General features: G+C 51.3%; 19 protein-coding genes, 2 pseudogenes and 1 riboswitch. Of the genes and pseudogenes, 7 read left to right on the top strand and 14 right to left on the bottom strand.

The features are described from left to right. Window positions 1–12 precede the first annotated feature (12 nt). Window positions 13–246: a DUF1871 family protein gene (locus tag EVJ23_RS02275; RefSeq protein ID WP_016509787.1), complete on the bottom strand. Its 234-nt coding sequence runs from the start codon at window positions 244–246 to the stop codon at window positions 13–15. 509 nt (window positions 247–755) lie between these two features. On the opposite strand from EVJ23_RS02275, the gene EVJ23_RS02280 reads away from it, so the two are divergent. Genes EVJ23_RS02280 through EVJ23_RS02290 form a run of 3 tightly spaced genes read left to right on the top strand, consistent with a single transcriptional unit; the run spans window position 756 to window position 4557 of the window. Then, the gene (locus EVJ23_RS02280; RefSeq protein WP_255569835.1) at window positions 756–3023 is read left to right on the top strand and encodes a ribonucleoside-diphosphate reductase subunit alpha; all 2268 of its coding nucleotides are present in this window, start codon (window positions 756–758) and stop codon (window positions 3021–3023) included. A 30-nt stretch (window positions 3024–3053) separates the two neighbouring features. Beyond that, window positions 3054–3560, top strand: a complete 507-nt coding sequence (locus tag EVJ23_RS02285) for a flavodoxin domain-containing protein (protein ID WP_131463891.1) — start codon at window positions 3054–3056, stop codon at window positions 3558–3560. Then, a complete protein-coding gene (locus tag EVJ23_RS02290) occupies window positions 3517–4557 on the top strand; it encodes a ribonucleotide-diphosphate reductase subunit beta (protein ID WP_070328775.1) in 1041 nt (346 codons plus the stop codon). The genes EVJ23_RS02285 and EVJ23_RS02290 overlap by 44 nt, the downstream gene beginning before the upstream one ends. Before the next feature lie 108 nt (window positions 4558–4665). On the opposite strand, the gene EVJ23_RS02295 is transcribed toward EVJ23_RS02290, so the two are convergent. Together EVJ23_RS02295 and EVJ23_RS02300 are read right to left on the bottom strand one after the other, a co-directional pair. Next, window positions 4666–6579, bottom strand: coding sequence for an N-acetylmuramoyl-L-alanine amidase (locus tag EVJ23_RS02295; RefSeq protein ID WP_131463893.1), 1914 nt, complete (start codon window positions 6577–6579; stop codon window positions 4666–4668). A gap of 128 nt (window positions 6580–6707) precedes the next feature. Further along, window positions 6708–7496 (bottom strand): MazG nucleotide pyrophosphohydrolase domain-containing protein, encoded by a 789-nt coding sequence (locus tag EVJ23_RS02300; protein ID WP_131463896.1) that lies wholly within the window; start codon window positions 7494–7496, stop codon window positions 6708–6710. Window positions 7497–7581: 85 nt separating this feature from the next. Here EVJ23_RS02300 and ytvI point away from each other — a divergent pair, with 85 nt between their 5' ends. Next, the gene (gene ytvI, locus EVJ23_RS02305) at window positions 7582–8712 is read left to right on the top strand and encodes a sporulation integral membrane protein YtvI (RefSeq protein ID WP_131463898.1); all 1131 of its coding nucleotides are present in this window, start codon (window positions 7582–7584) and stop codon (window positions 8710–8712) included. Window positions 8713–8717: 5 nt separating this feature from the next. Here ytvI and EVJ23_RS02310 read toward each other — a convergent pair whose 3' ends face one another. Genes EVJ23_RS02310 through EVJ23_RS02315 form a run of 3 tightly spaced genes read right to left on the bottom strand, consistent with a single transcriptional unit; the run spans window position 8718 to window position 10955 of the window. Further along, window positions 8718–9377, bottom strand: coding sequence for a DUF429 domain-containing protein (locus EVJ23_RS02310; protein WP_131441446.1), 660 nt, complete (start codon window positions 9375–9377; stop codon window positions 8718–8720). Further along, complete coding sequence (locus EVJ23_RS15185) at window positions 9358–9501, bottom strand: hypothetical protein (protein ID WP_161567324.1); 144 nt, start codon at window positions 9499–9501, stop codon at window positions 9358–9360. The genes EVJ23_RS02310 and EVJ23_RS15185 overlap by 20 nt, the downstream gene beginning before the upstream one ends. A gap of 11 nt (window positions 9502–9512) precedes the next feature. Continuing rightward, complete coding sequence (locus tag EVJ23_RS02315; RefSeq protein WP_131463900.1) at window positions 9513–10955, bottom strand: leucyl aminopeptidase; 1443 nt, start codon at window positions 10953–10955, stop codon at window positions 9513–9515. 331 nt (window positions 10956–11286) lie between these two features. Here EVJ23_RS02315 and ptsP point away from each other — a divergent pair, with 331 nt between their 5' ends. Then, window positions 11287–13005 carry a phosphoenolpyruvate--protein phosphotransferase gene (gene ptsP / locus EVJ23_RS02320; RefSeq protein WP_070328769.1) on the top strand — a complete coding sequence of 573 codons (1719 nt, stop codon included), beginning with the start codon at window positions 11287–11289 and terminating at the stop codon, window positions 13003–13005. A 138-nt stretch (window positions 13006–13143) separates the two neighbouring features. On the opposite strand, the pseudogene ptsG (EVJ23_RS02325) reads toward ptsP, so the two are convergent. From ptsG (EVJ23_RS02325) to EVJ23_RS02345, 5 genes and pseudogenes are all read right to left on the bottom strand, one after another. Continuing rightward, window positions 13144–15081: pseudogene (gene ptsG / locus EVJ23_RS02325) on the bottom strand (glucose-specific PTS transporter subunit IIBC); the annotation flags it as partial. Window positions 15082–15214: 133 nt separating this feature from the next. Beyond that, window positions 15215–16714: pseudogene (gene ptsG, locus EVJ23_RS02330) on the bottom strand (glucose-specific PTS transporter subunit IIBC); the annotation flags it as partial. A gap of 216 nt (window positions 16715–16930) precedes the next feature. Then, window positions 16931–17779: a glucose PTS transporter transcription antiterminator GlcT gene (gene glcT, locus EVJ23_RS02335; protein WP_131441442.1), complete on the bottom strand. Its 849-nt coding sequence runs from the start codon at window positions 17777–17779 to the stop codon at window positions 16931–16933. Between the two features lie 106 nt (window positions 17780–17885). Then, a complete protein-coding gene (locus tag EVJ23_RS02340; RefSeq protein WP_070328765.1) occupies window positions 17886–18203 on the bottom strand; it encodes a YuiB family protein in 318 nt (105 codons plus the stop codon). 129 nt (window positions 18204–18332) lie between these two features. Then, a complete protein-coding gene (locus EVJ23_RS02345; RefSeq protein WP_071397893.1) occupies window positions 18333–19544 on the bottom strand; it encodes an NAD(P)/FAD-dependent oxidoreductase in 1212 nt (403 codons plus the stop codon). A 268-nt stretch (window positions 19545–19812) separates the two neighbouring features. Here EVJ23_RS02345 and EVJ23_RS02350 point away from each other — a divergent pair, with 268 nt between their 5' ends. Then, entirely contained in the window at window positions 19813–20790 is a 978-nt protein-coding gene (locus EVJ23_RS02350; RefSeq protein ID WP_131463906.1) for an NAD(P)/FAD-dependent oxidoreductase, read from the top strand. 40 nt (window positions 20791–20830) lie between these two features. Here the strand turns inward: EVJ23_RS02350 and EVJ23_RS02355 are convergent, their stop codons facing one another. Then, window positions 20831–21685 carry a Rossmann-fold NAD(P)-binding domain-containing protein gene (locus EVJ23_RS02355; RefSeq protein ID WP_070328762.1) on the bottom strand — a complete coding sequence of 285 codons (855 nt, stop codon included), beginning with the start codon at window positions 21683–21685 and terminating at the stop codon, window positions 20831–20833. Window positions 21686–21794: 109 nt separating this feature from the next. Then, the gene (locus tag EVJ23_RS02360; RefSeq protein ID WP_131441440.1) at window positions 21795–22151 is read right to left on the bottom strand and encodes a HesB/IscA family protein; all 357 of its coding nucleotides are present in this window, start codon (window positions 22149–22151) and stop codon (window positions 21795–21797) included. A gap of 97 nt (window positions 22152–22248) precedes the next feature. Continuing rightward, window positions 22249–22390: riboswitch (FMN riboswitch) on the top strand. Window positions 22391–22548: 158 nt separating this feature from the next. Here EVJ23_RS02360 and EVJ23_RS02365 point away from each other — a divergent pair. Further along, complete coding sequence (locus tag EVJ23_RS02365) at window positions 22549–23136, top strand: ECF transporter S component (protein ID WP_131463908.1); 588 nt, start codon at window positions 22549–22551, stop codon at window positions 23134–23136. A 111-nt stretch (window positions 23137–23247) separates the two neighbouring features. Here EVJ23_RS02365 and EVJ23_RS02370 read toward each other — a convergent pair whose 3' ends face one another. Beyond that, window positions 23248–24459 carry a NupC/NupG family nucleoside CNT transporter gene (locus tag EVJ23_RS02370; protein WP_131463910.1) on the bottom strand — a complete coding sequence of 404 codons (1212 nt, stop codon included), beginning with the start codon at window positions 24457–24459 and terminating at the stop codon, window positions 23248–23250. Window positions 24460–24569 lie beyond the last annotated feature (110 nt).

Here is a 24569-nt window from a genome sequence, read left to right on the forward strand (position 1 = left end):
GTTGGTTCCCCCTTATAATTGACAAGCTTCTGAAGATGTAAGTAATTGTCTGGCCATGGCGCGCGTATCGTCCTCAGACGGGCACTCTCCAAACGAATCCGTCAGAATACGACGAATCGTTTCATTCAACTCCGCTTCCGAGTCGATCTGCACGAGCGCCACTGTGATGTCATCGAACTCTGGCCCGTAAGACCCAAGCCCGTAACCGAGCGGGTCCCATGCTAATAATAAATCTTCTGAACGCATTTTTAAAACCCTTCTTTTTAGCCTTGATATTATATCGTACTTCCTCAATCTACCGCACTTTTGACGATGGCGCTAGCCTTACCTCGGATTTCCCGCTTTTTCAAATCGAGCCAACACTATATCTAGTATTGGTTCCTGGTCATAACCTTTTTAATAATTTATTGAATCAGTGACATTCTTCTTGATTTCCGTATTGACAAATCGGATTGAACGCTTACAAAAAAAGCGGACAGCTTTGACCTCGGGAGTCAGTAAATCTTTTTTTCGTCTCATATCACGTCTCAAAACGGTTGAGAGCGCCGTTTTAGAGTAAAAGTAATTCATAGCGTCACAGTTTTATGAATTTCAAAGATTGCAAAACTAAATATGGGTGATTTATGATTAAAAAGAGAATAAAACGTCAATATATAGTTAACGGATATTTATCACGTTCTATCCCCATTGACGTTGTATCGGACTAGTTCCGCTATACCTTTATAATTTCTACACCTGAAGAAGGAGTGATCGTTTTGACATCCCCTATCCACCACGAGACGATGTTGCCGGCAACACCAACCCTTGCCGACGTAGCAACATTGATCCAATCCTTAACACAACGCTACCCGCAGCTCAGCGTCGCACGCTACGAGGAACGTTTGATTCGAGCACTCGATTCAAAATCACTGACACAAGATGTAGTATATGACTTGATGACGATGCACGCCCTCGATATGTTGAAGGCTGAAGAGCCGGACTGGACGTTCGTCGCGACCGAGATGTACTTAAACCGTCTCTACCTTGAAGCAGCACGCAACCGCGGGTATGACGCTTCGATGCGTTACGGCTCACTCTATTCGATGATCGAGACGCTGACGAACAAAGGCATCTTCACGTCGGCGTTAATTGACACATACTCTAAAGAAGATATCGCTTATTTAGAGACGTTGATCGACCCGTCACGCGATCGCCTCTTCACTTACATCGGCCTACGGACGTTATCGGACCGTTACCTCGGACGCGATCACGTCAAAAACTTATATGAGCTCCCACAAGAGCGGTTTATGGTCATCGCCATGACGCTCATGCAAAACGAGGCCGCGTCTAAACGGGTCCAACTTGCCGAAGAAGCCTACTGGGCGCTATCGAACTTATACATGACCGTCGCGACGCCGACGCTCTCGAATGCCGGTAAATCGTACGGGCAGCTTAGCTCTTGCTTCATCGATACGGTCGATGATTCACTCCGCGGTATTTACGACTCGAACACGGACGTGGCCACACTTTCAAAAGGCGGCGGCGGCATCGGGGTGTACCTCGGCAAAATCCGTTCACGCGGAAGTGACATTAAAGGATTCAAAGGTGTCTCGAGCGGTGCGTTGCCTTGGATGAAGCAGTTGAACAACACGGCCGTCTCGGTCGACCAGCTCGGCATGCGTCAAGGCTCGATCGCCGTCTACTTGGACATCTGGCACAAGGATATCTTTGAATTCCTCGATGCCAAGTTGAACAACGGCGATGAGCGCCTCCGCACTCATGACTTGTTCACCGGCGTCTGTTTACCGGACTTGTTCATGCGTACCGTCGAAGCGCGGGGCGATTGGCATTTGTTCGACCCGCATGAGATCCGCACGGTCATGGGCTTCAGCCTTGAAGACTTCTACGACGAGACGGACAACGGCGGTTCGTTCACCGAGAAATATACGGCTTGTGTCAATAATCCAGAGCTCACACGTGTAACCGTGCCGGCCATCGACCTCGTCAAACGTTACATGCGCTCACAGCTCGAGACGGGCACGCCGTACATGTTCTTCCGGGATGCGGTCAACCGCGCCAACCCGAACAAACATGCGGGTATGATTTACAGCTCGAACCTCTGTTCAGAAATCGCCCAGAACATGTCGGCGACGACAATCGATGAAGAGTACACAGCAGACGGGAAAATCGTTATCACGAAGACGCCAGGCGACTTTGTCGTCTGTAACTTGAGCTCGATCGCGCTCGCACGTGCCGTCAAATCCGACGTGCTCGAGCGCCTCATCCCGATTCAAATGCGAATGCTCGATAACGTCATCGACCTCAACACGATCGAAGTGCCGCAAGCGATGATCACGAACCAGAAATATCGTTCTGTCGGTCTCGGCACGTTCGGGTGGCACCATTTGCTCGCCCTCGAAGGCATACGCTGGGAATCGGTCGACGCCGTCCATTACGCTGAGAAACTTTACGAAAAAATCGCCTATCTCACGATTCACGCTTCGATGGAACTTGCGAAAGAAAAAGGCGCGTTCGGCGTGTTCGAAGGTTCGGAATGGCACACGGGCGAATACTTCAGTCGCCGCAACTACCGGTCGCACGACGAGCTCGACTGGGACGGACTCGCGGCTGAGGTTCACCAAAACGGTGTCCGCAACGCCTACATGATGGCCGTCGCACCGAACTCGTCGACAGCGATCATCGCCGGCAGCACCGCTTCGATCGACCCGATCTATAAGAAAGTATATTCGGAAGAGAAGAAAAATTATAAGATCCCAGTGACCGTCCCTGACCTCAACTCGGAGACGAACTGGTTCTACAAATCAGCGTTTGAAGTCGACCAACTTTGGAGCATCCGTCAAAACGCGGCCCGCCAACGCCACATCGACCAAGCGATCAGTTTCAACTTATACGTCAAGAACGACGTGAAGGCGACTGAAATGCTGGGGATGCACCTCGAGGCATGGTCGCTCGGTATGAAATCGATCTATTACACGCGTTCAACGACCGTCGAAGTCGATGAATGCGAATCGTGTTCGTCGTAACATCTGTTTAACGAAAGGTGGGACCTAACCATGAACGTCGCAATCGTCTATAGTTCAATGAGCGGGAATACAGAAGAGGTCGCCGAGTTGATTCAGGCGACCCACGTCAATCGGGGCGACCGTGCCGTCTTGTACGAAGCGGACCGCATCGGCCATCGCGAGGCCCAAGCGCTCGCCACGTACGACCTCGTCTATTTCGGGTCGTACACGTGGGCCGATGGCGTCTTGCCAGACGAGATGAAAGATACGTTCCGGCTTCTCTTGAAAGAGCAGTCGGTACCGATTCGTCAAGCCGCCGTCTTCGGGACGGGTGACAAGATGTTCGTTCATTTCTGCCGCGCTGTCGACGAGATGGCATACCACCTTTCGAAGTTTGGAATCCCCCTTGCCGGTGAACTGTTGAAAATCGAACAGTCGCCGCGCAACCAACCGTACAACGTCCGTGCTTGGACCGAACGGTTGGCACGAAACGTCGAAGAAGGAGTACACGTCTATGACTATTCAAAAGATCAAACTACTGTCGCCCAAACATCCTAATCGGGCGACAGCCATTATCGGTGGCGAGACGAGTTCGATCGTCAACTGGAACGATATCGCCTATCCACAATTTTATACAATTTATAAACAGTTGCTGTCTAACTTTTGGATCCCAGATGAGATCTCGATGTCAAAAGACATGCAACAATGGCCGCAACTGACCGAGCGTGAACAAGACGCGTTCAAGCGCATCATCGGCTTGTTGTCGATTCTCGACTCGGTGCAGACGCGCTACATTCTCGAGTCGGCGATGTTCTCTTCCGACTCGTCGGTCCACTCGGTGCTCGCCATCATCGCCCAGCAAGAAGTCGTCCATAATCAATCGTACAGCTACGTGTTGTCGAGTCTCGTTCCGCTCAGCGAGCAGAACCGCATCTTCGATATCGCCAAAGATGACGAGATGGTCATGAAACGTAATCAGTTCATCTTAGACTTGTATGAAGACTTCCGGGCCGTGCCGAACGCAGAGAACTTCGCGAAGTCTCTCGTCGCCTCGGTCATCCTTGAAGGCATCAACTTCTATTCCGGATTCGCCTACTTCTATAACCTCGCCCGTCATCAGAAGATGGTCGGGACGTCGACGATGATCAGCTACATCCAACGGGACGAGATGCAACATTCGCATTTCGTCAGCCAGCTGCTTCGCGCCGTCTTGACCGAGAACCCGGAAATCGACGCCGACGGAAGCTTCAGCCAGTTCGTCTACGACACGATGGGACAAGCGGTCGACCTCGAGATCGAGTGGTGCGAATACGTACTCCGTGACCTCGATGGCCTCGACGTCAGCGAGATGCGTGATTACATCAAATACCTTGCCAACAAACGCCTGCGCGTCATCGGGTTGAACGATTTGTATGAAGGCTTCAACGAGGACGTCATGCCGTGGATCCGTGCCTATTCGGACGACTCGCTCAACGCGACGAAATCCGATTTCTTCGAACAAAAATCACGCTCATACGCGAAAGTGACTGACGCCAACGGTTTCGACGACTTATAAGCCAAGCCCTCGCCCATTCGGACGAGGGCTTGTTTACTACATAAAAGGAAGGCCCCGGCTCGTGTTGAGCTGGGGCCTTCTGTATACTCCTGCGCGAGCAGGTTGGAATTAATGGTACGCTCTCACGTATTGGGCAATACCTTCAGCAACACCGATTGCCATGCGCTGGCGCGATGCTTCACTGCGAAGGTGGACAATATCTTGCGGAGACGAGATGAACCCGAGTTCGACGAGTGCTGACGGCATCGTGTTATACGTGATGACGTAGTAGTTCGCCGTCTTGACACCGCGGTTTCTCATCCCTGACATTTCACCCATCAAATTCGATTGGATGTTCGTTGCGAGCACCCGACTCTTGGCACTATGGGCCGACGAGGTCGAGTAGAACGTTTCGACTCCGTTCGCCGCGGATGTCGTCGCCGCGTTCGTATGCAGGCTGACGAAGAGATCGCCACGTAAGTTTCTGGCCGCTTGGACACGTTGATTGAGCGTCAAGTAAACGTCTGTCGAACGTGTCAACCGGACTTCGTAACCATACTTCGAACGAAGATACGCTTCCGTACGTTTCGTCACGTCGAGTACGACCGTTTTCTCATAAAGCGAACTTCTCACTGCACCCGGATCGGTTCCACCGTGTCCGGCATCGAGAACGATGACCGCACCACTTGATACGCTAGGCTTTGAAGCCGATGCATACGCCGTTGAGATGTAACCATCACGGTTGTTGTATTTAATCTTGTAGAAGCCGTTCGATGAACCGTAGTGGTCGACTTGCGTGCCGTGTGCAAGTTTCCCGAGTATCGTCGAGCTGGCCGAAGCCGTCGCTCTGACGTTCAAGACATCACCCGGCGTGTTGATATACACTTTCCCTTGTGGCGATGCAGCGGGTGCTGATGGTGCCTTACCAGCAGTCAACCATGAAGTCGGTGTGAAGTAGGTCTTCGTCCCGACGAAAACGTTTGACCAGCTTGAGTTGTATGTGCTGTACGTGACGGCCGTGTACTGCGGCAAGACGAGCAATACCGACGAACTCTGGTGCGTTTTACCGAACAAGTTGATGTTGCGGTTGGCGTATCCTTGAACTTTCGTCTCGACTGGCTTTGTCGTTGTCGGCGGTTGAACCGGGGCAACGCCTGGTGTGATCCATGCCGTCGGTGTATAGTACGTGTCGCTGCCGATATAGACAGTCGACCAGCTCGAGTTGTACTTACTCGATGCGACTACCGTGTTCAACGGGAGTACTTTAACGACTTTCGATGCCTGGTTGCGCGTATCGAACAATTTCAAGTCCCGGTTCGCGTAGCCAGTCTCTGTCGTCGTCGCCGGCTTCAGTGTTCCGGCTGTAATTCCTCGAGTCGGTGTGTAGTAGGTCTTCGTGCCTTCATAAATAACCGACCAGCTCGAGTTGTGGATGCTGAACGTGACAGCGCGCTTGGCCGGGATCGTTTTCGCGACCGGTGATGTTTGTAGCGTGCGATTGAACAGCTGAATGTCGCGATTCGTGTAGCCCGATTGCTTTTTAGGCGCTGAAACGACTAACTTTGGCGCAAGGTAAGCTTTCGCCGCATAGTACGTCTTTCCATTCAAGAACACTTTGGCCCATGATGAGTTATGGACGGCATAGTTCACTTCAGTGCCTTTTTTGAGCGTCGTAACGATTTTCGCATCACGGTGTGACGTCACTCGAATGTTCAAGTTTTCTGTCGTGACGCCTGTCGATGATGCTGCTTGCGTCGTGATCGTCGTCGGTGACGAGGCGATCCGTTTAATGTACGGGGCCGAAGCATAGTAAGTGCGACTATTTAGATACACTTTATGCCATGATTGGTTATAAGTCCCATACTTTACTTTTGTGCCTTTCGGTAACGTCGTGATGACCGCTCCCGTCGTGCTTGGTGTCGATCGAACGTTTAAATTGACAGTCGTTTCGCCATCTAATGTCGATGCCTCAACCGCAGGGATTTGAGCACCGAACAACAACAGCGATAAGATGAGAGCAACTTTCAATAGCTTCATTTTCATCCAAAATATTCCTTTCTTCTCGCGCTAATTTATACTAACAACACCTTCATAGTAGCATAACGCTTTTTAAAAAAAAGTAAGTATTTGAAAAAAAGATGAATATTTTTGATAAAAAGGGGAATACTTTTCTACCAGTTTTTACGAATAATAATAAATTTGTCTATCCCATGCCATTCTTCGTCGATTATGAACGATTCCGGCACCTTCCAGTCTTGCTCGAGAGAGGACGTCATGATGAACGGATCGTCTGGTTGAAGAATGACGAACCCATCCAGCCCTTCGACATGGGCAATCTTAAAGAATCGTTCCATGTTATATTCTCGTTCTCTATATCGGCTCGCTTCCTCCGAAGGTTTAGCCTCAATTCCTCCCCAATATCGACCAGATTTAAAACGCGTGTACAATCGCACCGCCGATTCGGTGATCGGGTCAGGCGTATGGTCGAACCGCCCGAAATCGCGCGCGGATTTCTCATCGATCAGCGAACCGATTTCCGCATACAAATCAAGCTCAATCTCGCGTGCGATATCGAACACCGCTGCTTGGACGCTCTCGATTCGATACTGTAACGAACCCGGCGTCGATGATGCTTTCAATTTTTTATCCCCTTCGTAGGCGTTCAAGGTCCGGGCCACCTCCCCCGCTTCACGAACGAGCGAATAGTAAGCGCGATGAACGAGGCGCTCGCCTCGTCCGTTCGATTGATCGTCAAGTTCGATCGCATACTGATTGGCGAGACAAGTTGAAATGACGAATACATCTAACAGCTCTTCCACGAGCGCTGCCTCGTCCTGGTCATGCAAGGCACCACCCACTTCTCCCACTTCTTCTAATAATCTGGCCAAGCCTGATAGCGGCCGCCAATACCCTCCTAAGTGGATAATCATCCGATCGATTTTCTGTTGAATCTCCTTCATATTTAATCACCTATCCATCCTCTTCATTTACCAGTTGCGTGGTATACTATGCTCAATCCAATTGTTAGGAAAGGGGCAACCCCTCATGTCTCCTGTAAGACTTTGGCAATTACTTCGATTTCTCCTTGTCGGCATCGGACTCGTGCTCGTTATTTGGGGACTGAGCGTCCTCTTTACGTACACGTATCCTTTCGTGTTCGCTTTCTTGTTATCCTTGTTGACAGTCCCCCTCGTCAACTTGTTCGAGCGTCAGACGAAGATGCCGCGTGCCCTTGGCACCCTCGTTTCACTGCTAATCGTTATGAGTCTTGTCAGCGGCGTCATCGCCATCGTCGTCACCCAATTGATTCGTTACTTGACGATTGCGGCCGAAAAACTTCCAGACCAGATCGAGACGTTCACTGCCTACGTGCAGCGTATGTTCAATCAAAAAATCGCCCCGTTCGTCAACGACGCCTACGACAGCATCCAACGGTTAAACCCTGGGCAAACGACATCGCTCGAAGGTGGCATCACTGAAATCGGCGTCCAACTCGGTGCCGCGATCGGCGTCCTGTCTCGAGGTGTCGCCGGGCTCCTGCAAGACATCCTGAGCGCACTCCCGCTCGTCCTGCTCTTGTTCGTCGTCATCGTCCTAGCCTGGTTCTTCATCACGAAAGACTGGCCGTCTTACATGCGTTCGATCGAGCGGTTGAACAAACGAAAAGGCTTTAAAGAGTTCGAACTCGTCATGCTCAATTTACGCTCGGCTTTGTTCGGCTATGTCCGGGCCCAATTGACCCTCATTTCCATCACGTTCGGAATCGTCTTGATCGGGATGTTCATTCTACGTGTCGACAATCCGTTCTCATTCGCCTTGTTAGCCGCGTTCTTTGATCTGTTGCCTTACCTTGGTGTCGGAACACTCTTAGTGCCATGGGCAGCCTACGCGGCCATCTCAGGCGACTGGTTCAGCGCGATCGGGCTTCTCGTGCTCTACATCCTCGTCATCGTCCAACGCAACTTGGCCGAGCCGAAGATCGTCGGCTCTCATATCGGCCTCGATCCACTCGCGGCTTTGATCTCGATCTTTGTCGGTCTGCAACTGTTCGGTGTCCTCGGTTTCATTTTAGGACCAGTCCTCGCGGTATTGCTGAAAGCACTCTACAACGCCCAAGTATTTCATTACATATGGAAGTTCGTCCTCGGACCGATCCAGACACCAAAAGAGCGATGACCGCGTCATCGCTCTTTTGTCTTCGGTACCGCTACGAACGGTAATCCCTCTGTTTGATGCGGATGCGTCTCTAAGCCTGTCGTCCCGGCCTCATAGGCGGCGACGGCAAGGATACATGCGTCGATGATATCGTCGACTTTGACGTTCGACATCTTCCACTTCCACGGCGAACTTTTCGAATAGCGCCGCAACAGCTCGATCCGTTCGGCTTCGCCGGCCTCAGTCTTTTTGCTGAAATCGGCCTCGTGTCCGGTCATGACGGCGAAACAGACCTCCGGATGCGACTCATACACGTCTTCAGCCGTGATCGTTTGAAACTCACGAATACGCGGCACGAGGTTCCATGCTTGCTTGCTGATTCCTTTTCCAATCAGTTCGCGGCTTCTCACATTGGCGGCTTCATACGTCTGTTCCATCACGACGTCTTGAATCGGCGGCGTGAAGATCGACGACTTCCGTTGCTTCAACTGGGCCCGCATCCACGCATCGCACGTCCGGTCCGGGTTTGAGATCGTCCCGAGATCGTTCGGCATATCGACGAAGTGCATTGCCCCGTCAATCAATAAATCTTCCAACTGTTCTGAGATGGTCAAGCACAGCGAGATGCTATCGTACGTGATTCGTACCCAGCCTCCGCGTGCCCCATCAATTCCTACTCCGACCACGGCGTCCCTCCTGAATCAAAAACAAAACTCCGAGCACCGCACTAAAGACGGATACCCCCAACAACAACTGGCTCGGCCAAGCCGCATAGCCGAGGCCTGCGGCGATGGCCAAACCGATTAACATCAATCCGAATTTCAACGCTTCCATCCTTCGAGCATTGACGCGAGCGTCCGTACCATGACACCAGTCGGGCCTTTTGGACCGAGGTCACTCGCCGAAGAGCGCTCGCTCGTTCCCGCGATATCGAGGTGGAGCCACGGCGTGTCACCGACGAACTCGCCGACGAACGCGCCACCGAAAATCATATGACCGTAACGGCCCGGTGAGTTGTTCAAGTCGGCGACTTCAGATTTCCGAACTTGCTTGATGAACACATCAAAGTAAGGCATTTGCCAAACGAGCTCATTCGTTGCTCGGCTCGCCGTCTCTAGTGCCTCATAGAGCGAGTCGTCGTTCGTCAGGCAACCAGTCACCTCAGTACCGAGCGCGACGAGTACACCGCCTGTCAGCGTTGCTACGTCGATGATGGCTTTCGGCTCATACGTCTTCGCGAACGTCACCGCATCGGCAAGAACGAGTCGTCCTTCCGCATCGGTATTGAGCACTTCGATCGTTTTCCCGTTCATCGCCGTAATGACGTCGTCCGGTTTGAACGCGTCTCCTGAAATCATGTTGTCCGTTGAAGGAATGACACCGAGCACGTTGACAGCCGGTTTCGTCGTCGCGAGCGTCTCAAACAGACCGAGCACGGTGGCCGCACCACCCATATCACCTTTCATCCCGACGATCCCGTCTTTCGGCTTGATCGAGTAACCGCCCGTGTCGAACGTGACACCTTTTCCGACGACGGCAATCGGCGCATCGTCCCCGGCACCGTTGTACTCAAGCACGATCAACTTCGGTGGAATTACCGAACCTTGATTGACAGCGAGCAGCGCCCCCATACCGAGCGCCTCCATCTCTTCTTTTTCAATGATTCGATGGCTGAAACCATGACGCTCGGCCAGGTCGACGGCGTAGTCGGCTAGTGCCACTGCGTTCAAAATGTTAGCCGGCATCATCGTCAACGTCCGAGCGACGTTGACCCCACGCCCGTAAGCGGCACCCGCTTCGACGTCCGCTTCGTTCGCGTCTCCTAAAAGGGTGATCGTCACGTCCGGTGTCGCCGATTTTGGCGCCGACTTATATGTAGGATGCTCATACGTCGCCATCTCATACGCTTCTGCGAACAAGCTCGCCACGCCTGGTTCAAACGTGTCGAGCGCGACCGCGACGTCCGTGAAGGCGCGGGCTTTGATTTCTTTCGCGACTTTCCCGAACCAATTCCGCAAGTTTTCGACGGACGAATCGTTGCGTTGTCCTAAACCCACGAACAGCACGCGTTTGATGTTCCCCTCAAACGTCGGCACGATCGAGACTTCCCCTGTCTTCGTCGAGATGTCAGCTGACTGGATGAGCGATTTGACGCGCCCGTTGAACAACGTGTCGAGCCCTGTTTCGACGGCGTCGGCCGCCCCGATTCCGACAACGACCGTGTCGTGTGAACCGGTCCAGTCTAATTCAGCGAATTGATACATATTTGCCACTTCCCTTCTTTATATAAGGTAAGCATAACGAACTTCATCGAAATAATGAAATAGTATGCGCAATCGTCGCTAATTCTTCAAATTCAAAGGCTATCTCCTCGTTGTGACGATGTTTTATTTTATGATAGGATAGGAAAGTACGCAATCAGGCATCCCTCGTGCTCGAGGCGAGGCCATTTTGTTCGGTCGAGGCTTCCCCTAGTAGTAGACCGTTGCTACTTTAATCTTCCGGGTTTTCGTTAGTTCCTTTTTCATTTCGGGTAAGAACTAACGAGGTAACGTTGGAAAAAACACTATTTCTTTGAAGAGAGGGATTACGCTTATGTCACACATTAAAGGTATTGGCGCATCTGCAGGAATCGCAGTTGCGAAAGCATTCGTCATGGAGACACCTTCATTTGACATCCCGACGAACAAAATCGAGGACGTAGCCGCTGAGAAGGCACGCTTCCAAGCAGCCATCGCTCAGTCGAAAACAGAACTCGAAGAAATCCGCCAGATCACACTGCGTGAACTCGGAGAAGACAAGGCTGAGATCTTCTCGGCTCACTTGCTCATCGTGGAAGACCCAGAGATCGTCTCGCAAGTGAACGAAAAAATTGAAAGCGAACACATGAACGCTGCGAAAGCGCTCGATGAAGTCGCTCAAACGATGATCATGATCTTTGAATCGATGGACAACGAGTACATGCGCGAGCGCGCGGCTGATGTCCGCGACGTCACAAAACGCGTCATGGCCCACATCCTCGGCGTCACGTTCATGACACCTGCTTCAATTTCTGAAGAAGTCATCATCATCGCTGAAGATTTGACACCGTCTGACACGGCTCAGCTCAACCGCAAATACGTCAAAGGGTTCGCGACAAACATCGGCGGTCGTACATCACACTCGGCCATCATGTCGCGCTCACTTGAAATCCCGGCAGTCGTCGGAACGAAAGTCGCACTCGAAGAAATCAAGAACGGCGACCTCGTCGTCATCGACGGGACAGAAGGAGACGTTTTCGTCAATCCGTCTGAAGAACTCGTCAATGAATACGTCGCTAAACGTGCGTCATTCGAAGCCTACAAAGAAGAGTTGAAACAACTCGTCAACGAAGAGTCTGTCACGGCAGACGGTCATAAAGTGAAACTCGCGGCGAACATCGGGACACCGAACGACCTTGAAGGCGTTCTTAAAAACGGTTCTGATGCGATCGGTCTTTACCGGACAGAGTTCCTTTACATGGATTCAGAAACATTCCCGACTGAAGAAGAGCAGTACACGGCATACAAAACAGTAATCGAAGGCATGGAAGGCAAACAAGTCGTCATCCGTACGCTCGACATCGGTGGAGATAAAGAATTGTCTTACCTCGACCTCCCGAAAGAGATGAACCCGTTCCTCGGCTATCGCGCCATCCGCCTTTGCCTCGAAGAAACGGACTTGTTCCGCACACAGCTTCGCGCCCTTCTCCGCGCCTCGGCTCACGGTGACCTCGCTATCATGTTCCCAATGATTGCGACACTTGAAGAGTTCCGCGCAGCGAAAGCCCTTCTTCTCGAAGAAGAAGCGAAGTTGAAAGCAGAAGGCGTCGCTGTCGGTAACTACGAGACAGGAATGATGGTCGAAATTCCTTCGACAGCCGTCATGGCGAAACAATTCGCGAAAGAAGTCGACTTCTTCTCTGTCGGCACGAACGACTTGATTCAATACACAATGGCAGCTGACCGCATGAACGAGAAAGTCTCGTACTTGTACCAGCCGTTCAACCCGGCCATCTTGAACCTTCTCCACAACGTCATCACAGAAGCACACAAAGCAGGCAAATGGGTCGGCATGTGTGGCGAGATGGCTGGAGAAGAGCTTGCGATTCCAATCCTGCTAGGACTTGGCCTCGACGAGTTCTCGATGTCGGCTTCAAGCGTCCTTCGCGCACGTAGCCTCGTGAAACGTTTGACGAAAGCTGAAACAGAAGCGATCGTCAACGACGTCCTCAACATGGATACAGCCGAAGAAGTCGTCAACTTCATCAGCCAAAAATTCGATATTAAAGCATAATCAAAAGTGGCTCTCGCAATTTGCGAGAGCCACTTTTTTTTGCGCTTATTCCGCGCCTTTGTCATCCGTTCTAAAATCGAGCGCTTCCCCGGCGACGACCGTCTCTCCGAACGGTACGACGACGACTTTGCCGTCCCCGTTCGTCCAAATGATCGGCGTGATGAGCGACGGGACTTTGTCACGGATCAAGTTGAGGTCGACATCGAGCAGAATATCTCCAGCTTCGACGCGGTCGCCTTCTTTCACTTTGGCGACGAACCCTTCCCCTTTCAGATTGACCGTATCAAGACCGACGTGGATGAGAATCTCGCGTCCGTCGTCCGCGAGCAGCCCGATCGCGTGTTTCGTCGGGAAGAACGTCGTGATCTGACCGGTGACCGGTGCCACGACTTGGCCGGAACTCGGCTCGATCGCGAACCCTTCACCCATCATCCGGCCCGAGAAGACTTGGTCCGGTACATCGTCAAGCGACAAGATGACACCCGACATCGGTGCGAGGAAGCGATGGTCGGCATGCTCGGCCGCTTCCGGCGTGATGACCGCTTTTTCTTTCGGTTTGTACTCGCCACCTTCGATGATGGCGGCGATTTGCGATTTGAGTGTATCGGACTTCGGTCCGAAGATGGCTTGAATGTTATCCCCGACTTCAAGCACACCGGCGGCACCAAGATCTTTCAGCAAGTCTTTATCGACTTGTTTGACATCGTTCACGGTGACACGGAGTCGTGTGATACAAGCATCAAGATGCTTGATATTCTCAGGGCCACCGAGGCCAACGAGCACTTCGTACGGAAGGTCATCGTCGACAACCGTTCGGGCGCCACGCCCTTCGGCGACGACGTCACGACCTGGAACTTTCAAATCGAACTTCGTGATCGCGAAACGGAATCCAAAGTAATAGACGACCGCGAAGACGAGACCGACTGGAACGACGAGCCACCAAGCGGTCCGGTTCGGTAATACCCCGAACAGCAGGTAGTCGATGAGTCCGCCCGAGAACGTCATCCCAATTTTAACGTTGAGCAAATGCATCGTCATAAACGATAGTCCAGCGAACACGGCGTGAATACCGAAGAGAAGTGGTGCGACGAAGACAAACGAGAATTCGACCGGTTCAGTGATACCAGTCAAGAATGAAGTGAGGGCTGCTGAGAAGTAAAGTCCTTCCACGTCTTTACGACGCTCTTTCGGGACCGTGTGGTACATGGCGAGACAGGCGGCCGGTAACCCGAACATCATGAACGGGAACTTCCCAGTCATGTACGTCCCGGCTGTGAATTCGACGCCGTCACGAAGCTGGGCGAAGAAGATCCGTTGGTCCCCCTGAACGAGATCCCCGGCTTGGTTCGTATATTCCCCGAACTGGAACCAAAACGGCGAGTACCAAATGTGGTGAAGACCGAAAGGAATCAATGACCGTTCGACCAAACCGAAGACGAATGCGGAAACCGCGACGTTCGCCTCAATGATCGTGCTCGAGAACGTATTAATGGCAGTACCGATCGGCGGCCAAATGTAGGCGAGCGCGATCCCGATCACTAAACTGAACGCGGCGGTCGCAATCGGAACGAAACGTTTCCCAGCAAAGAATCCTAAGAAGTCCGGCAACTTGATGTTAAAGTACTTGTTATACGCGAACGCGGCAATCAAACCGGCGATGATACCACCGAATACCCCCATTTGGAGCGTCGGGATACCAAGTACCGATGCATAGGCAGGATCCCCCTGGACAATTTCTGCAGTAATCCCGTTCCACGTGCTGATAACTTTGTTCATGATCAAATAACCAACGATAGCTGCTAACCCGGCAACACCGTCTCCGTTGGCCAGCCCAATGGCGACCCCGACGGCGAACAACAGACCTAAATTGGCAAACACGATATCCCCGGCATCGGTCATGACTTGCCAAATGAGGACGAGTGCATCGTTTGCCAAGAAAGGTAACAGCGAAACGAGATCAGGATTTTGGAACGCCGTACCAAATGCAAGTAATAGACCGGCTGCCGGCAAAATCGCAACCGGAAGCATGAGCGCCTTCCCAATCCGCTGCAATACGCCAAACACTTTCTTCCACATCATGGTTCCTCCTTTTGTCAGAATACTTACTTTTCCCCATCTGATACCAGGCTGAAACCGTTTCCCCATACAAAAAAAGCCAACCCTTAATGGATTGGCTTAATACTTAGTTTGCTTTCTTTTCGTTACCTGAAGCGATGACCGCTTGCATCTCTGATTTCAATGCATCCGAACGCGGTCCAAAGATGGCTTGAATGTTGTTACCGACTTCAAGGACACCAGCTGCCCCGAGACGTTTCAACTCTTCTTTGTTCACTTGGCTCTTATCTTTAACTTCGACGCGAAGACGTGTGATACATGCGTCAAGGTGTTTGATGTTTTGTGAACCACCGAAACCAACGAGGATATCTTGTGCAAGTTCCGAACCAGTAGCTGTTGATTGCTCAACGACTTCATCTTCACGGCCCGGTGTTTTAAGGTTGAACTTACGGATAACGAAACGGAATCCGAAGTAGTAAATGACTGCGAACGCGAGTCCGACTGGAATGACGAGCCACCATGCTGTTTGGTTAGGAAGTACACCGAAGAGAAGGTAGTCGATCAAACCGCCCGAGAACGTCATCCCGATTTTGACGTTCAAGATGTGCATGACCATGAATGAAAGACCAGCGAAAACTGCGTGTACTGCGAACAAGAGTGGAGCTACGAACAAGAATGAGAACTCGATCGGCTCTGTGATACCTGTCAAGAACGATGTGAGTGCTGCCGAAGCCAAGAGACCGCCGACGACCGCTTTACGCTCAGGACGTGCTTCATGGTACATCGCAAGTGCTGCTGCAGGAAGACCGAACATCATGAACGGGTATTTACCAGTCATGAACGTACCGGCTGTAAGCTCGGCACCGTCACGGATTTGAGCGAAGAAGATCGCTTGGTCACCGCGGACGATGTTGCCAGCTGCATCCGTGTATGATCCGAATTCGAACCAGAACGGTGAGTAGAAGATATGGTGCAAACCGAACGGGATCAACGAACGTTCAATCAAACCGAAGACGAACGCTGCGAGCGTACGGTTTTCTTCCAACATGAAGTTTGAGAACGTGTTCAAACCGTGCTGAACTGGTGGCCAGATGAGAAGCATGACGAAACCAGCGACGACAGCCAATACAGCTGTGACGATTGGGACGAAACGCTTACCAGCGAAGAAGCCAAGGAATTGTGGCAATTCGATGTTGAAGTACTTATTGTATGCCCAGGCCGCTATCAGACCGACGATGATACCACCGAAGACACCTGTTTGAAGTGTTGGGATACCAAGGACTGACGCGTAAGCCGGGTCACCTTGTGCGATGATCTCAGGTGTGAGTTCGAGCCAAACACCCATGACTTTGTTCATGATGAGGAACCCGACGATGGCTGCGAGTCCGGCAACGCCGTCCCCTGCTAAACCGATCGCGACACCGACTGCGAATAAGAGTGCTAAGTTCGAGAAGATAATTCCGCCTGCTTGCTCCATGAGCTGAGCAAACTTGACAACGCCTGCGTTCGTCAACCAACCAGCGCGTGACGTAAGGGCCGGGTTTTGCATCGCGTTACCGAATGCGAGAAGAAGACCGGCTGCCGGCAAGATCGCAACAGGAAGCATAAGCGCTTTACCGACTTTTTGAAGAACACCAAAAATCTGCTTAAACATGATAAATCCTCCTTTTGTAATTGTTTATTCTGAAACCGAACGTAGATGTCAGACAACCGACGTATCTAAACGTTTTCATAATGAACGTTTATAAAAACAGAAACAGGCATGAATAAGGTATAGAACGTAGACTTCTCCTCAATAGAGAAATCGTAGCCGTTCCACTCCTTACTCATGCCTGATCGAATCAGTAACACGTAAGATACGTGGTATCAGTTATCTACTTGTAGTCAGTCGCTGGAGATGCATCGTCAAATATGTCGCTTCACCTCGTGGGACAGGACGCTTTAATTCGCGTTCCATGATGCCCATCAGCTCCCAAGCAGTACTATAGCATAGCGGATATTCTTCACGCAACACCTTTTCTATTTTTTGTGGGGCCTCGACCGTCTCACCTGTCGCAACCCGCTCAACGGCGTACCTTAAGTGCCGAAGTAAGCGCTTATAATCGAGCGAAGTCCGGTCCATTTTGACGTTCAAACGACTCTCAATCGTCTGAACGATCTGGCCGATGATTTGATTGTGACGATTGACTTCGAGGACGTTTTTAAACGTCGTCGCCGAATGGATATGAAGGGCGATAAATCCGACCTCGGCATCAGGAAGCAACACATCGAGGCGCTCGTGGATCATGTCGACGATCCGTTCAGCGAGCGCGTACTCGTTCGGATAGAGCGATTCAGTCTCGAGTAAGAACGGATTCGTCACTTCCATCCCTTGCTCGATCCGTTTCATCGTAAAGAACAAGTGATCGGTCAGGCCGATATGGATATGTTGGTCGACTTTTTTTCCTGTGTTGCTCTCGATGAAGCCGACGATGTCTTGCATGAAGGCGATGAAGTCTTCATCGACGTGCTTCACGAGCTCACGATATTGAGATTGCTCTTCCTTATCCGTCAATTGATACACTTTCTCCGGGACGCTGGCCGGGTCGACGAGATCGCCCGCTTTCTTGCCGAAGCCAATCCCCTTCCCAAGCAGAATGACTTCCGGATCCGTATCATGTTGACAAATGACAACGCTATTATTCAACACTTTTTTGATCGTATACATCGGTAATGTCATTCGTATCGCATCCCTTACTAATTAAATCGTTATCTTATCTAGTATATCGGTTCAGCTTCTAAAAAAGTAGGCAGAAACCAAAAAAAGACGAACATTTCTGTCGTCTTTAAAACATCGAGTAACCGCTCTTACGCAAGTACCGGATGGTGACCCCTGCCAAGATGGCACCGAGCAATCCGAATCCGAGCATAAAAATGTCGAGAAACTGCAGACCGAGCAGACGCTCATAGACGTTCGCGAGCGCGGTCGATGTTTCCGTGACGTAGCTTGACAGCTTGACGTTGTCGATCATCATGATGACGAAAATCGGATAGATGAACACGAGCGTCCACGTCTTTTTGAGCAGCATATTCAAGATGAACCCGATGCTGAAGAAGATGACTAAATATAAAATCGCGCCAATGACGGCTTGGATGATGTGCATGTGATTGCCCCCTTTTCCCGTTGTCTATTATACCGAAAAGAAATCCGCTTGGTCAAAGAAGTTCACTGAATCGTTGACATGAAAAAGCAGCCCGTTCAAATGAACAGGCTGCTCGTTGGCTCAAACGAATCAGAATTTACCTTTTTTAAGGACGAGACCGTATTTTTTGAGCTCGATAAAGTGTTTGTTGTCGATGACTTTCTTCATGAATGAAGCGTTGCGACCGAAGATTTTTTTGCCCATGACGATTCCGATTCCATCGTTATGACCAAGTGACGCGACCGTCCCTTTGCTCTCATACGTGAACTTCGAAGTCGACTTTCCGTTGATGAGCGCAGCGATGTTTTTCGCCACGTTGTGCGCTTGTTGCGTCGCGATTTGCGCCGTCGGCGGGTACGGACGGTTCGAGACAGGATCCATGACAGCTGAGCAGTCACCGATGATGAAGACGTTATCGTGGCCAGGGGCACGGTTGTCCGCCTCGACCATGACACGGTTACGGACCGCTTCGAAGCCAGACTTCTCAACGATCGGGCTACCGCTGACGCCGCCTGTCCAAAGGATCGTGTTCGCTGCGATCGTCTCTGTCGTCTCACCTTTGAGTGGACCGAACGTGACGACACCTGGCTCTACACCTTTGATGCCGTTGCCGAGTTTCATCTCGACGCCGTTACGCTCGAGCCATTTTTGCGCATACGTCGTGAGTTCCGGGTCGAACCCTGGAAGAACCGTTGGCGCTGCCTCGATGTTAACGATGCGGACCGCTTCACGGGGAACATCGTACTGTTTGCAAAGTTCAGGGACACGGTTGACAAGCTCACCGAGGAACTCGATACCTGTGAATCCGGCACCACCGACGACGATCGTGACGAATGAACGGTCAGATGATCCGTTCGTCTTGTATTGTGCGAACGAGTACTCGATATGTTCTTTAATTTTACGAACGCTGTTGAGCGAGTTGATCGTCATCGCGTTCTCTTTAAGGCCCGGGATACCGAATGTTTCCGGTACGCCACCGAGGGCGAAGACGACGTAATCGTACTCGACAGTCGATCCGTCTTCGAGCATCACTTGTTTAGCTGTAGTATCGACGCGATCGACGATCCCTTTGACAAATTTAACGCGTGACGCATTGACGACGTCGTTAATGTAGACACGAGCCTGCTCAGGCTTCATCGTTCCGGCCGCCGGCTCATGAAGCCAAGTCGTTTGGTAATGGTAATCGTGTTTGTTGATCAACGTGATGTTTGCATCTCCAGCTGCAAGCGTCTTCTGAAGGTTTACTGCCGTGATGAGTCCACCGAAACCTGCGCCGAGGATAACAATGTTAGGTCGTTTCATGTTCATTTCCACCTTATTTTAAAAGTTTTGTTTTCCTGAACAACTATGTTGTGTGTTTTTTCACATAGACGTTCACAATAAAGCCTAATTCTTGTTCAACCAATGTTCACAATTGCTTCCCGTTCATTGTACGACGTTTAATCCGTTTTCTCAATGAAAAAGCTTATCTTCTTGAATTTTTTTCGAAAGTATTGCATCTTTGTACTGAATGGATTTAGTTCACGTTAGACCATATAATAGAAGTACACGCTTCATGAGGAGGAATTCGATGAAATCGACGAAAGATGTAGTCATTATCGGTGGTGGTCCAATCGGACTGTTCACCGCATTTTATGCAGGTATGCGCCAACTCGATGCGACGTTGATCGAAAGCTTGCCGCAACTAGGCGGGCAATTATCGACGCTCTATCCAGAGAAATATATTTATGACATCGCCGGCTTCCCGAAAGTGAAGGCCCAAGATCTAGTCGACCAACTGAAAGCGCAAGCCGATCAGTTCGAACAAGATTATCGCCTTGGCGAGACGGTCGAAACGGTCGAGCGACTCGAAGACGGTACGTTCCACATCTCGACGAACAAGGACGAGTACCATACGAAAGCGATCATCATCACAGCCGGCAACGGCGCGTTCGCCGCACGTCCGCTCGGACTGGACGGTTGTGAAGATTATGCGAACCTTCATTATTTCGTCGACAGCATGGAGAAATTCCGCGACCGTCGCGTCATGATTGCCGGCGGCGGCGACTCGGCCGTTGACTGGGCACTCATGCTCGAAGGCATCGCCAAAGAAGTCCATATCGTCCACCGTCGTGACCGCTTCCGGGCTCACGAGCACACGGTCGAACAAATGAAGGCCTCGACGATCAACGTCTGGACGCCTTATAATATCGAATCGCTCTCAGGCGCGACGCATATCGAGTCGGTCGAACTGACGGACAAAGATGGCGAATCGAAGTTCGTCGACATCGACGACTTGATTTGTAACTATGGGTTCGTCTCATCGCTCGGCCCGATCAAAAACTGGGGCATGGAGTTTGAGAAAAACACGATCCGTGTCGACTCACGAATGGAGACAACAGTCGCAGGCATCTTCGCTTGCGGTGACATCGCCACGTACGAAGGCAAAGTGAAATTGATCGCGACCGGCTTCGGTGAAGCACCGATCGCCGTCAACCAAGTGAAACAGCTCGTCGACCCGACAGCGCGTCACCCACAACATTCAACCTCGGTATTTGCCGGGAAATAAAGACTGGCCTCTCATCTGCGAACGATGAGAGGCCATTTTTTCATTTGCGGATCGTTTGAATGATGACACGGTCAATCCAATCATCGAGTTGCGTGAACACGAAGCCAGCTTTTTTCGCCTCGGCGTTCGACATGTAGTAGTCGACGTCCGTATCGTACGGGGACGACTCCCCATCCTTAATGATTTGGACCGGTTTACCGATATGCTGTCCAATTCGTTCCATGAGCGCACCTAGCGAGATGAGGCCGTCGCTCGCGGCGTTGAACGGCCCCCTCACGTCGGCACGGCCGACCCATTCCAAGAAAGCCGCCGCCTCGAAACTCGAGATGAATCCCATCAACGCCTCCGGATGATGTAATACGATCGGTTCTTCGTTCCGAACCGCGTCGACATAAAATTTTAACCGGTCGGTGTAATCATCCGGCCCTAGGACGATCGGCAACCGCACCGTCGTGACCGGGAATGAGGCCCGATGGAAGAAGTACGATTCGGCCTCTCGTTTCCCTTGTCCGTAATCGTGTTCCGCGTCAAGGTGATATTCATGATGGAGCGGATTGAAGTCGCTCTCTTTTAAAGCTGCCTCTGGCGCATAGACGGACATCGTAGACGTGAGCACATATTTCCCGACCCGGTCCATGAAGGCGTCTGTCGCAATCTTCGCCTGATACGGATTGAAACAAATATTGTCGTAGACGAGGTCATACTCGTTACGTGCGAGGTCTTTCATCGTCGCGACCGACTGACGGTCGCCTTTAATGGAGCGGATCCCTTCCGCTTCCGGCACTTGCAGCTGTCCGCGCGTGACAATCGTCACGTCGTCCCCGGCTTCAGCGAGCCGCAGTGCGAGCCGTTTCCCAAAGTAACGTGAGCCACCAAAAATCAACACTTTTCTCATCACTCCTACCCCCTTCTCATCCTTCTTCCACCAATATTCCCGTTCATTTCCTCTCATTAACATACTCACCAAAAAAGGTTGCCGAACATGTCGGCAACCCGTCTATCGTTTAGCAATCCCCGGGCGTGCCGGCGTTCGCCGCCGTCCGGAAACTCGAGCCGCAACCGCACGTCGCGATCGCGTTCGGATTTTTGATCGTGAAGCCACCGCCGAGCATCGACTGCTTATAGTCGATTTCGAGCCCGTCGACGACACCGTGGTCAGCTTCGGCGACGATGACGCGGACGCCATGATGGTCGAACTGGACATCCTTGTCCGTCTTGTCTTCATCGAACCCCATCCCGTAGGATAAGCCGGTACACCCACCGCCTTGGACTTTAATGCGTAAGAATTGGGCTTCAGGGCGTTCGGTCTGTTTCATCATATCGATGACTTGTAGTGCGGCTGGCTCTGTTAAATGAATCATCTGAACTCCTCCTCATTTATCTTCACTTCAAGTCAACTGACTTGTGATTTTGTGAAATATCTTGTATAACTAAACTGTAACAAAAAAAATTAAATCGTTCCATCTTCGGGGCAGGGTGAAATTCCCGACCGGCGGTATTGAAGACAAGTTCTTCTCAGCCCGTGAGCGAGCAAGGCGTTGCTTGCTGATTTCGTGAGATTCGAAAGCCGACAGTAAAGTCTGGATGGGAGAAGATGGCGGCATCCGACCGATATCCGGATGTTTTCTTTGGCGTGGTTTAAACGTTGATGAGAACATCTATTTCGTATGCGCGTAAACTCTCCCGATTGTTCACACAATCGGGTTTTTCTATGCGACGGGTGCCATTCATCAAGGAGCGACAAAAGGAGAGATTTTGATGAAAACAACGCGCAACAAACGATTGACAACACTGGTGACGCTATCGATGCTCGGGGCGATTTCATTCGTCCTCATGCTCTTTAACTTCCCGCTGCCCTTCCTGCCACCCTTCCTGAAAGTGGACTTCAGTGACATCCCAGCGCTCGTCGCCGGTATCGTCTTCTCACCACTCGCAGGTGTCGTGGTCGTCGCTCTAAAAAACGTCCTCTACTATGTCTTTAACGGTGGCGGCGTCCCGGTCGGTGAAGTCGCGAACTTCTTTGCAGGTGTCGCATTCATGTATCCGGTCGCTTGGTTCTACCATAAACGTAAAACGAATAAAGCGCTCGCTTCAGGCCTCGTGGCAGGTACGATCACGATGGCGATCAGCTTGGCGATTTTGAACTACCTACTCATCTTACCAGCTTACGCGTTCTTCTTCGGAATGGCCGAGATGGCCGATCCAGCAGTCAAGACGAACCTCGTCCTGTACGGTATCTTACCGTTCAACTTGATTAAGGCATTATTGATCACCGCCTTGTTCGTCCCGCTCTTCCTGAAGTTGAAGCCGTGGATCGAACGTCAACAAATGCAACTGCAAGCTTAATACACAAGCACCCAAAGGAACTTCTCCCTTGGGTGCTTTTTTCGATGCGGATAGTTACATGAACGAACAAGAGCGCCCACCGGAGTGAGCGCTCTTGTTCGTGAATAACGATTAGAGAAGAAGACCAGCGAGAGTCGCTGACATCAAGTTCGCAAGCGTACCTGCGAGAATCGCGAGGACACCCATACGTGCGATGTCGTTACGACGGTTCGGAGCCATACCACCAAGACCACCGAGAAGGATGGCGAGTGATGAGATGTTGGCGAATCCACAGAGTGCGAACGCGATCATCGCTTCTGTACGAGCTGACAAATCACCTGAACCGATGATCGGTGCGAACTCAGAGAAGGCAACGAATTCGTTCAAGACGAGTTTTTGTCCAAGGAAGCTACCGAATTGTACGGCATCTGCCCATGGTACACCGATGACGAACGCGAGCGGTGCAAACACGTAACCAAGGATCAACTGAAGTGAGAGACCTTCTAGACCGAACCAGCCACCGATTCCACCGAGAAGCAAGTTGACGAGTGCGATCAATGAAACGAAGGCAAGAAGCATCGCACCGACGTTCAACGCGAGGAACAACCCGTCTGACGCACCGCGAGCGGCCGCATCGACGAAGTTTGCTGCTTTGTTCTCTTCATCTTCTGCAATCTCGATATCATCATCCGGAGTTTCTGTTTCCGGGACGATGATTTTCGCAAACATCAAACCAGCAGGCGCGGCCATGAAGCTCGCGGCGAGCAAGTACTCGAGCGGAACACCGAGCGCGGCGTATCCAGCAAGTACCGAACCGGCAACCGACGCAAGACCACCGACCATGACGGCAAACAATTCAGATTGTGTCATTGATGGGAGGTAAGGCTTGATGACGAGCGGTGCTTCCGTCTGACCGACGAAGATGTTCGCCGTCGCTGAGAGCGATTCTTTACGTGACGTACCGAGTGCTTTTGCAAGTGCCGTACCGAGGATACGGATGACCCATTGCATGACGCCGATGTAGTAAAGAAATGCAATTAACGAAGACATAAAGATGATGATCGGTAATACTTGGAACGCGAAGACGAAGTTGTCTCCCCCGACTGCCGTACCGAAGACGAAGCCGATTCCGGCGTTCGCCGTGTTCAAGACGTTTTGGACGCCTCCTGAGATAAATTCTAACGCCGAACGCCCTACCGATGTGAAGAGGACGAGGAATGCGAACGTAAACTGGATCGCGAAGGCGGCAAGAACTGTACGCCATTTGATGGCTTTACGGTTGGTCGAGAAGATGTAAGCGATTCCAATTAGTGCCAAAATACCAACCACGCTCATGATGTTCATTGGTGTTGTGCTCCTTTCATATTGAAAACCCGATGATTGTGTTATACCCGAATCAAGATGTGCCCTACCGTTTGAAACGCTTTCTTTTTATGTTGTTAAACGTCAGACAA

This window comes from Exiguobacterium sp. SH1S1, assembly GCF_004337245.1.
Classification (GTDB): domain Bacteria; phylum Bacillota; class Bacilli; order Exiguobacteriales; family Exiguobacteriaceae; genus Exiguobacterium; species Exiguobacterium aurantiacum_A.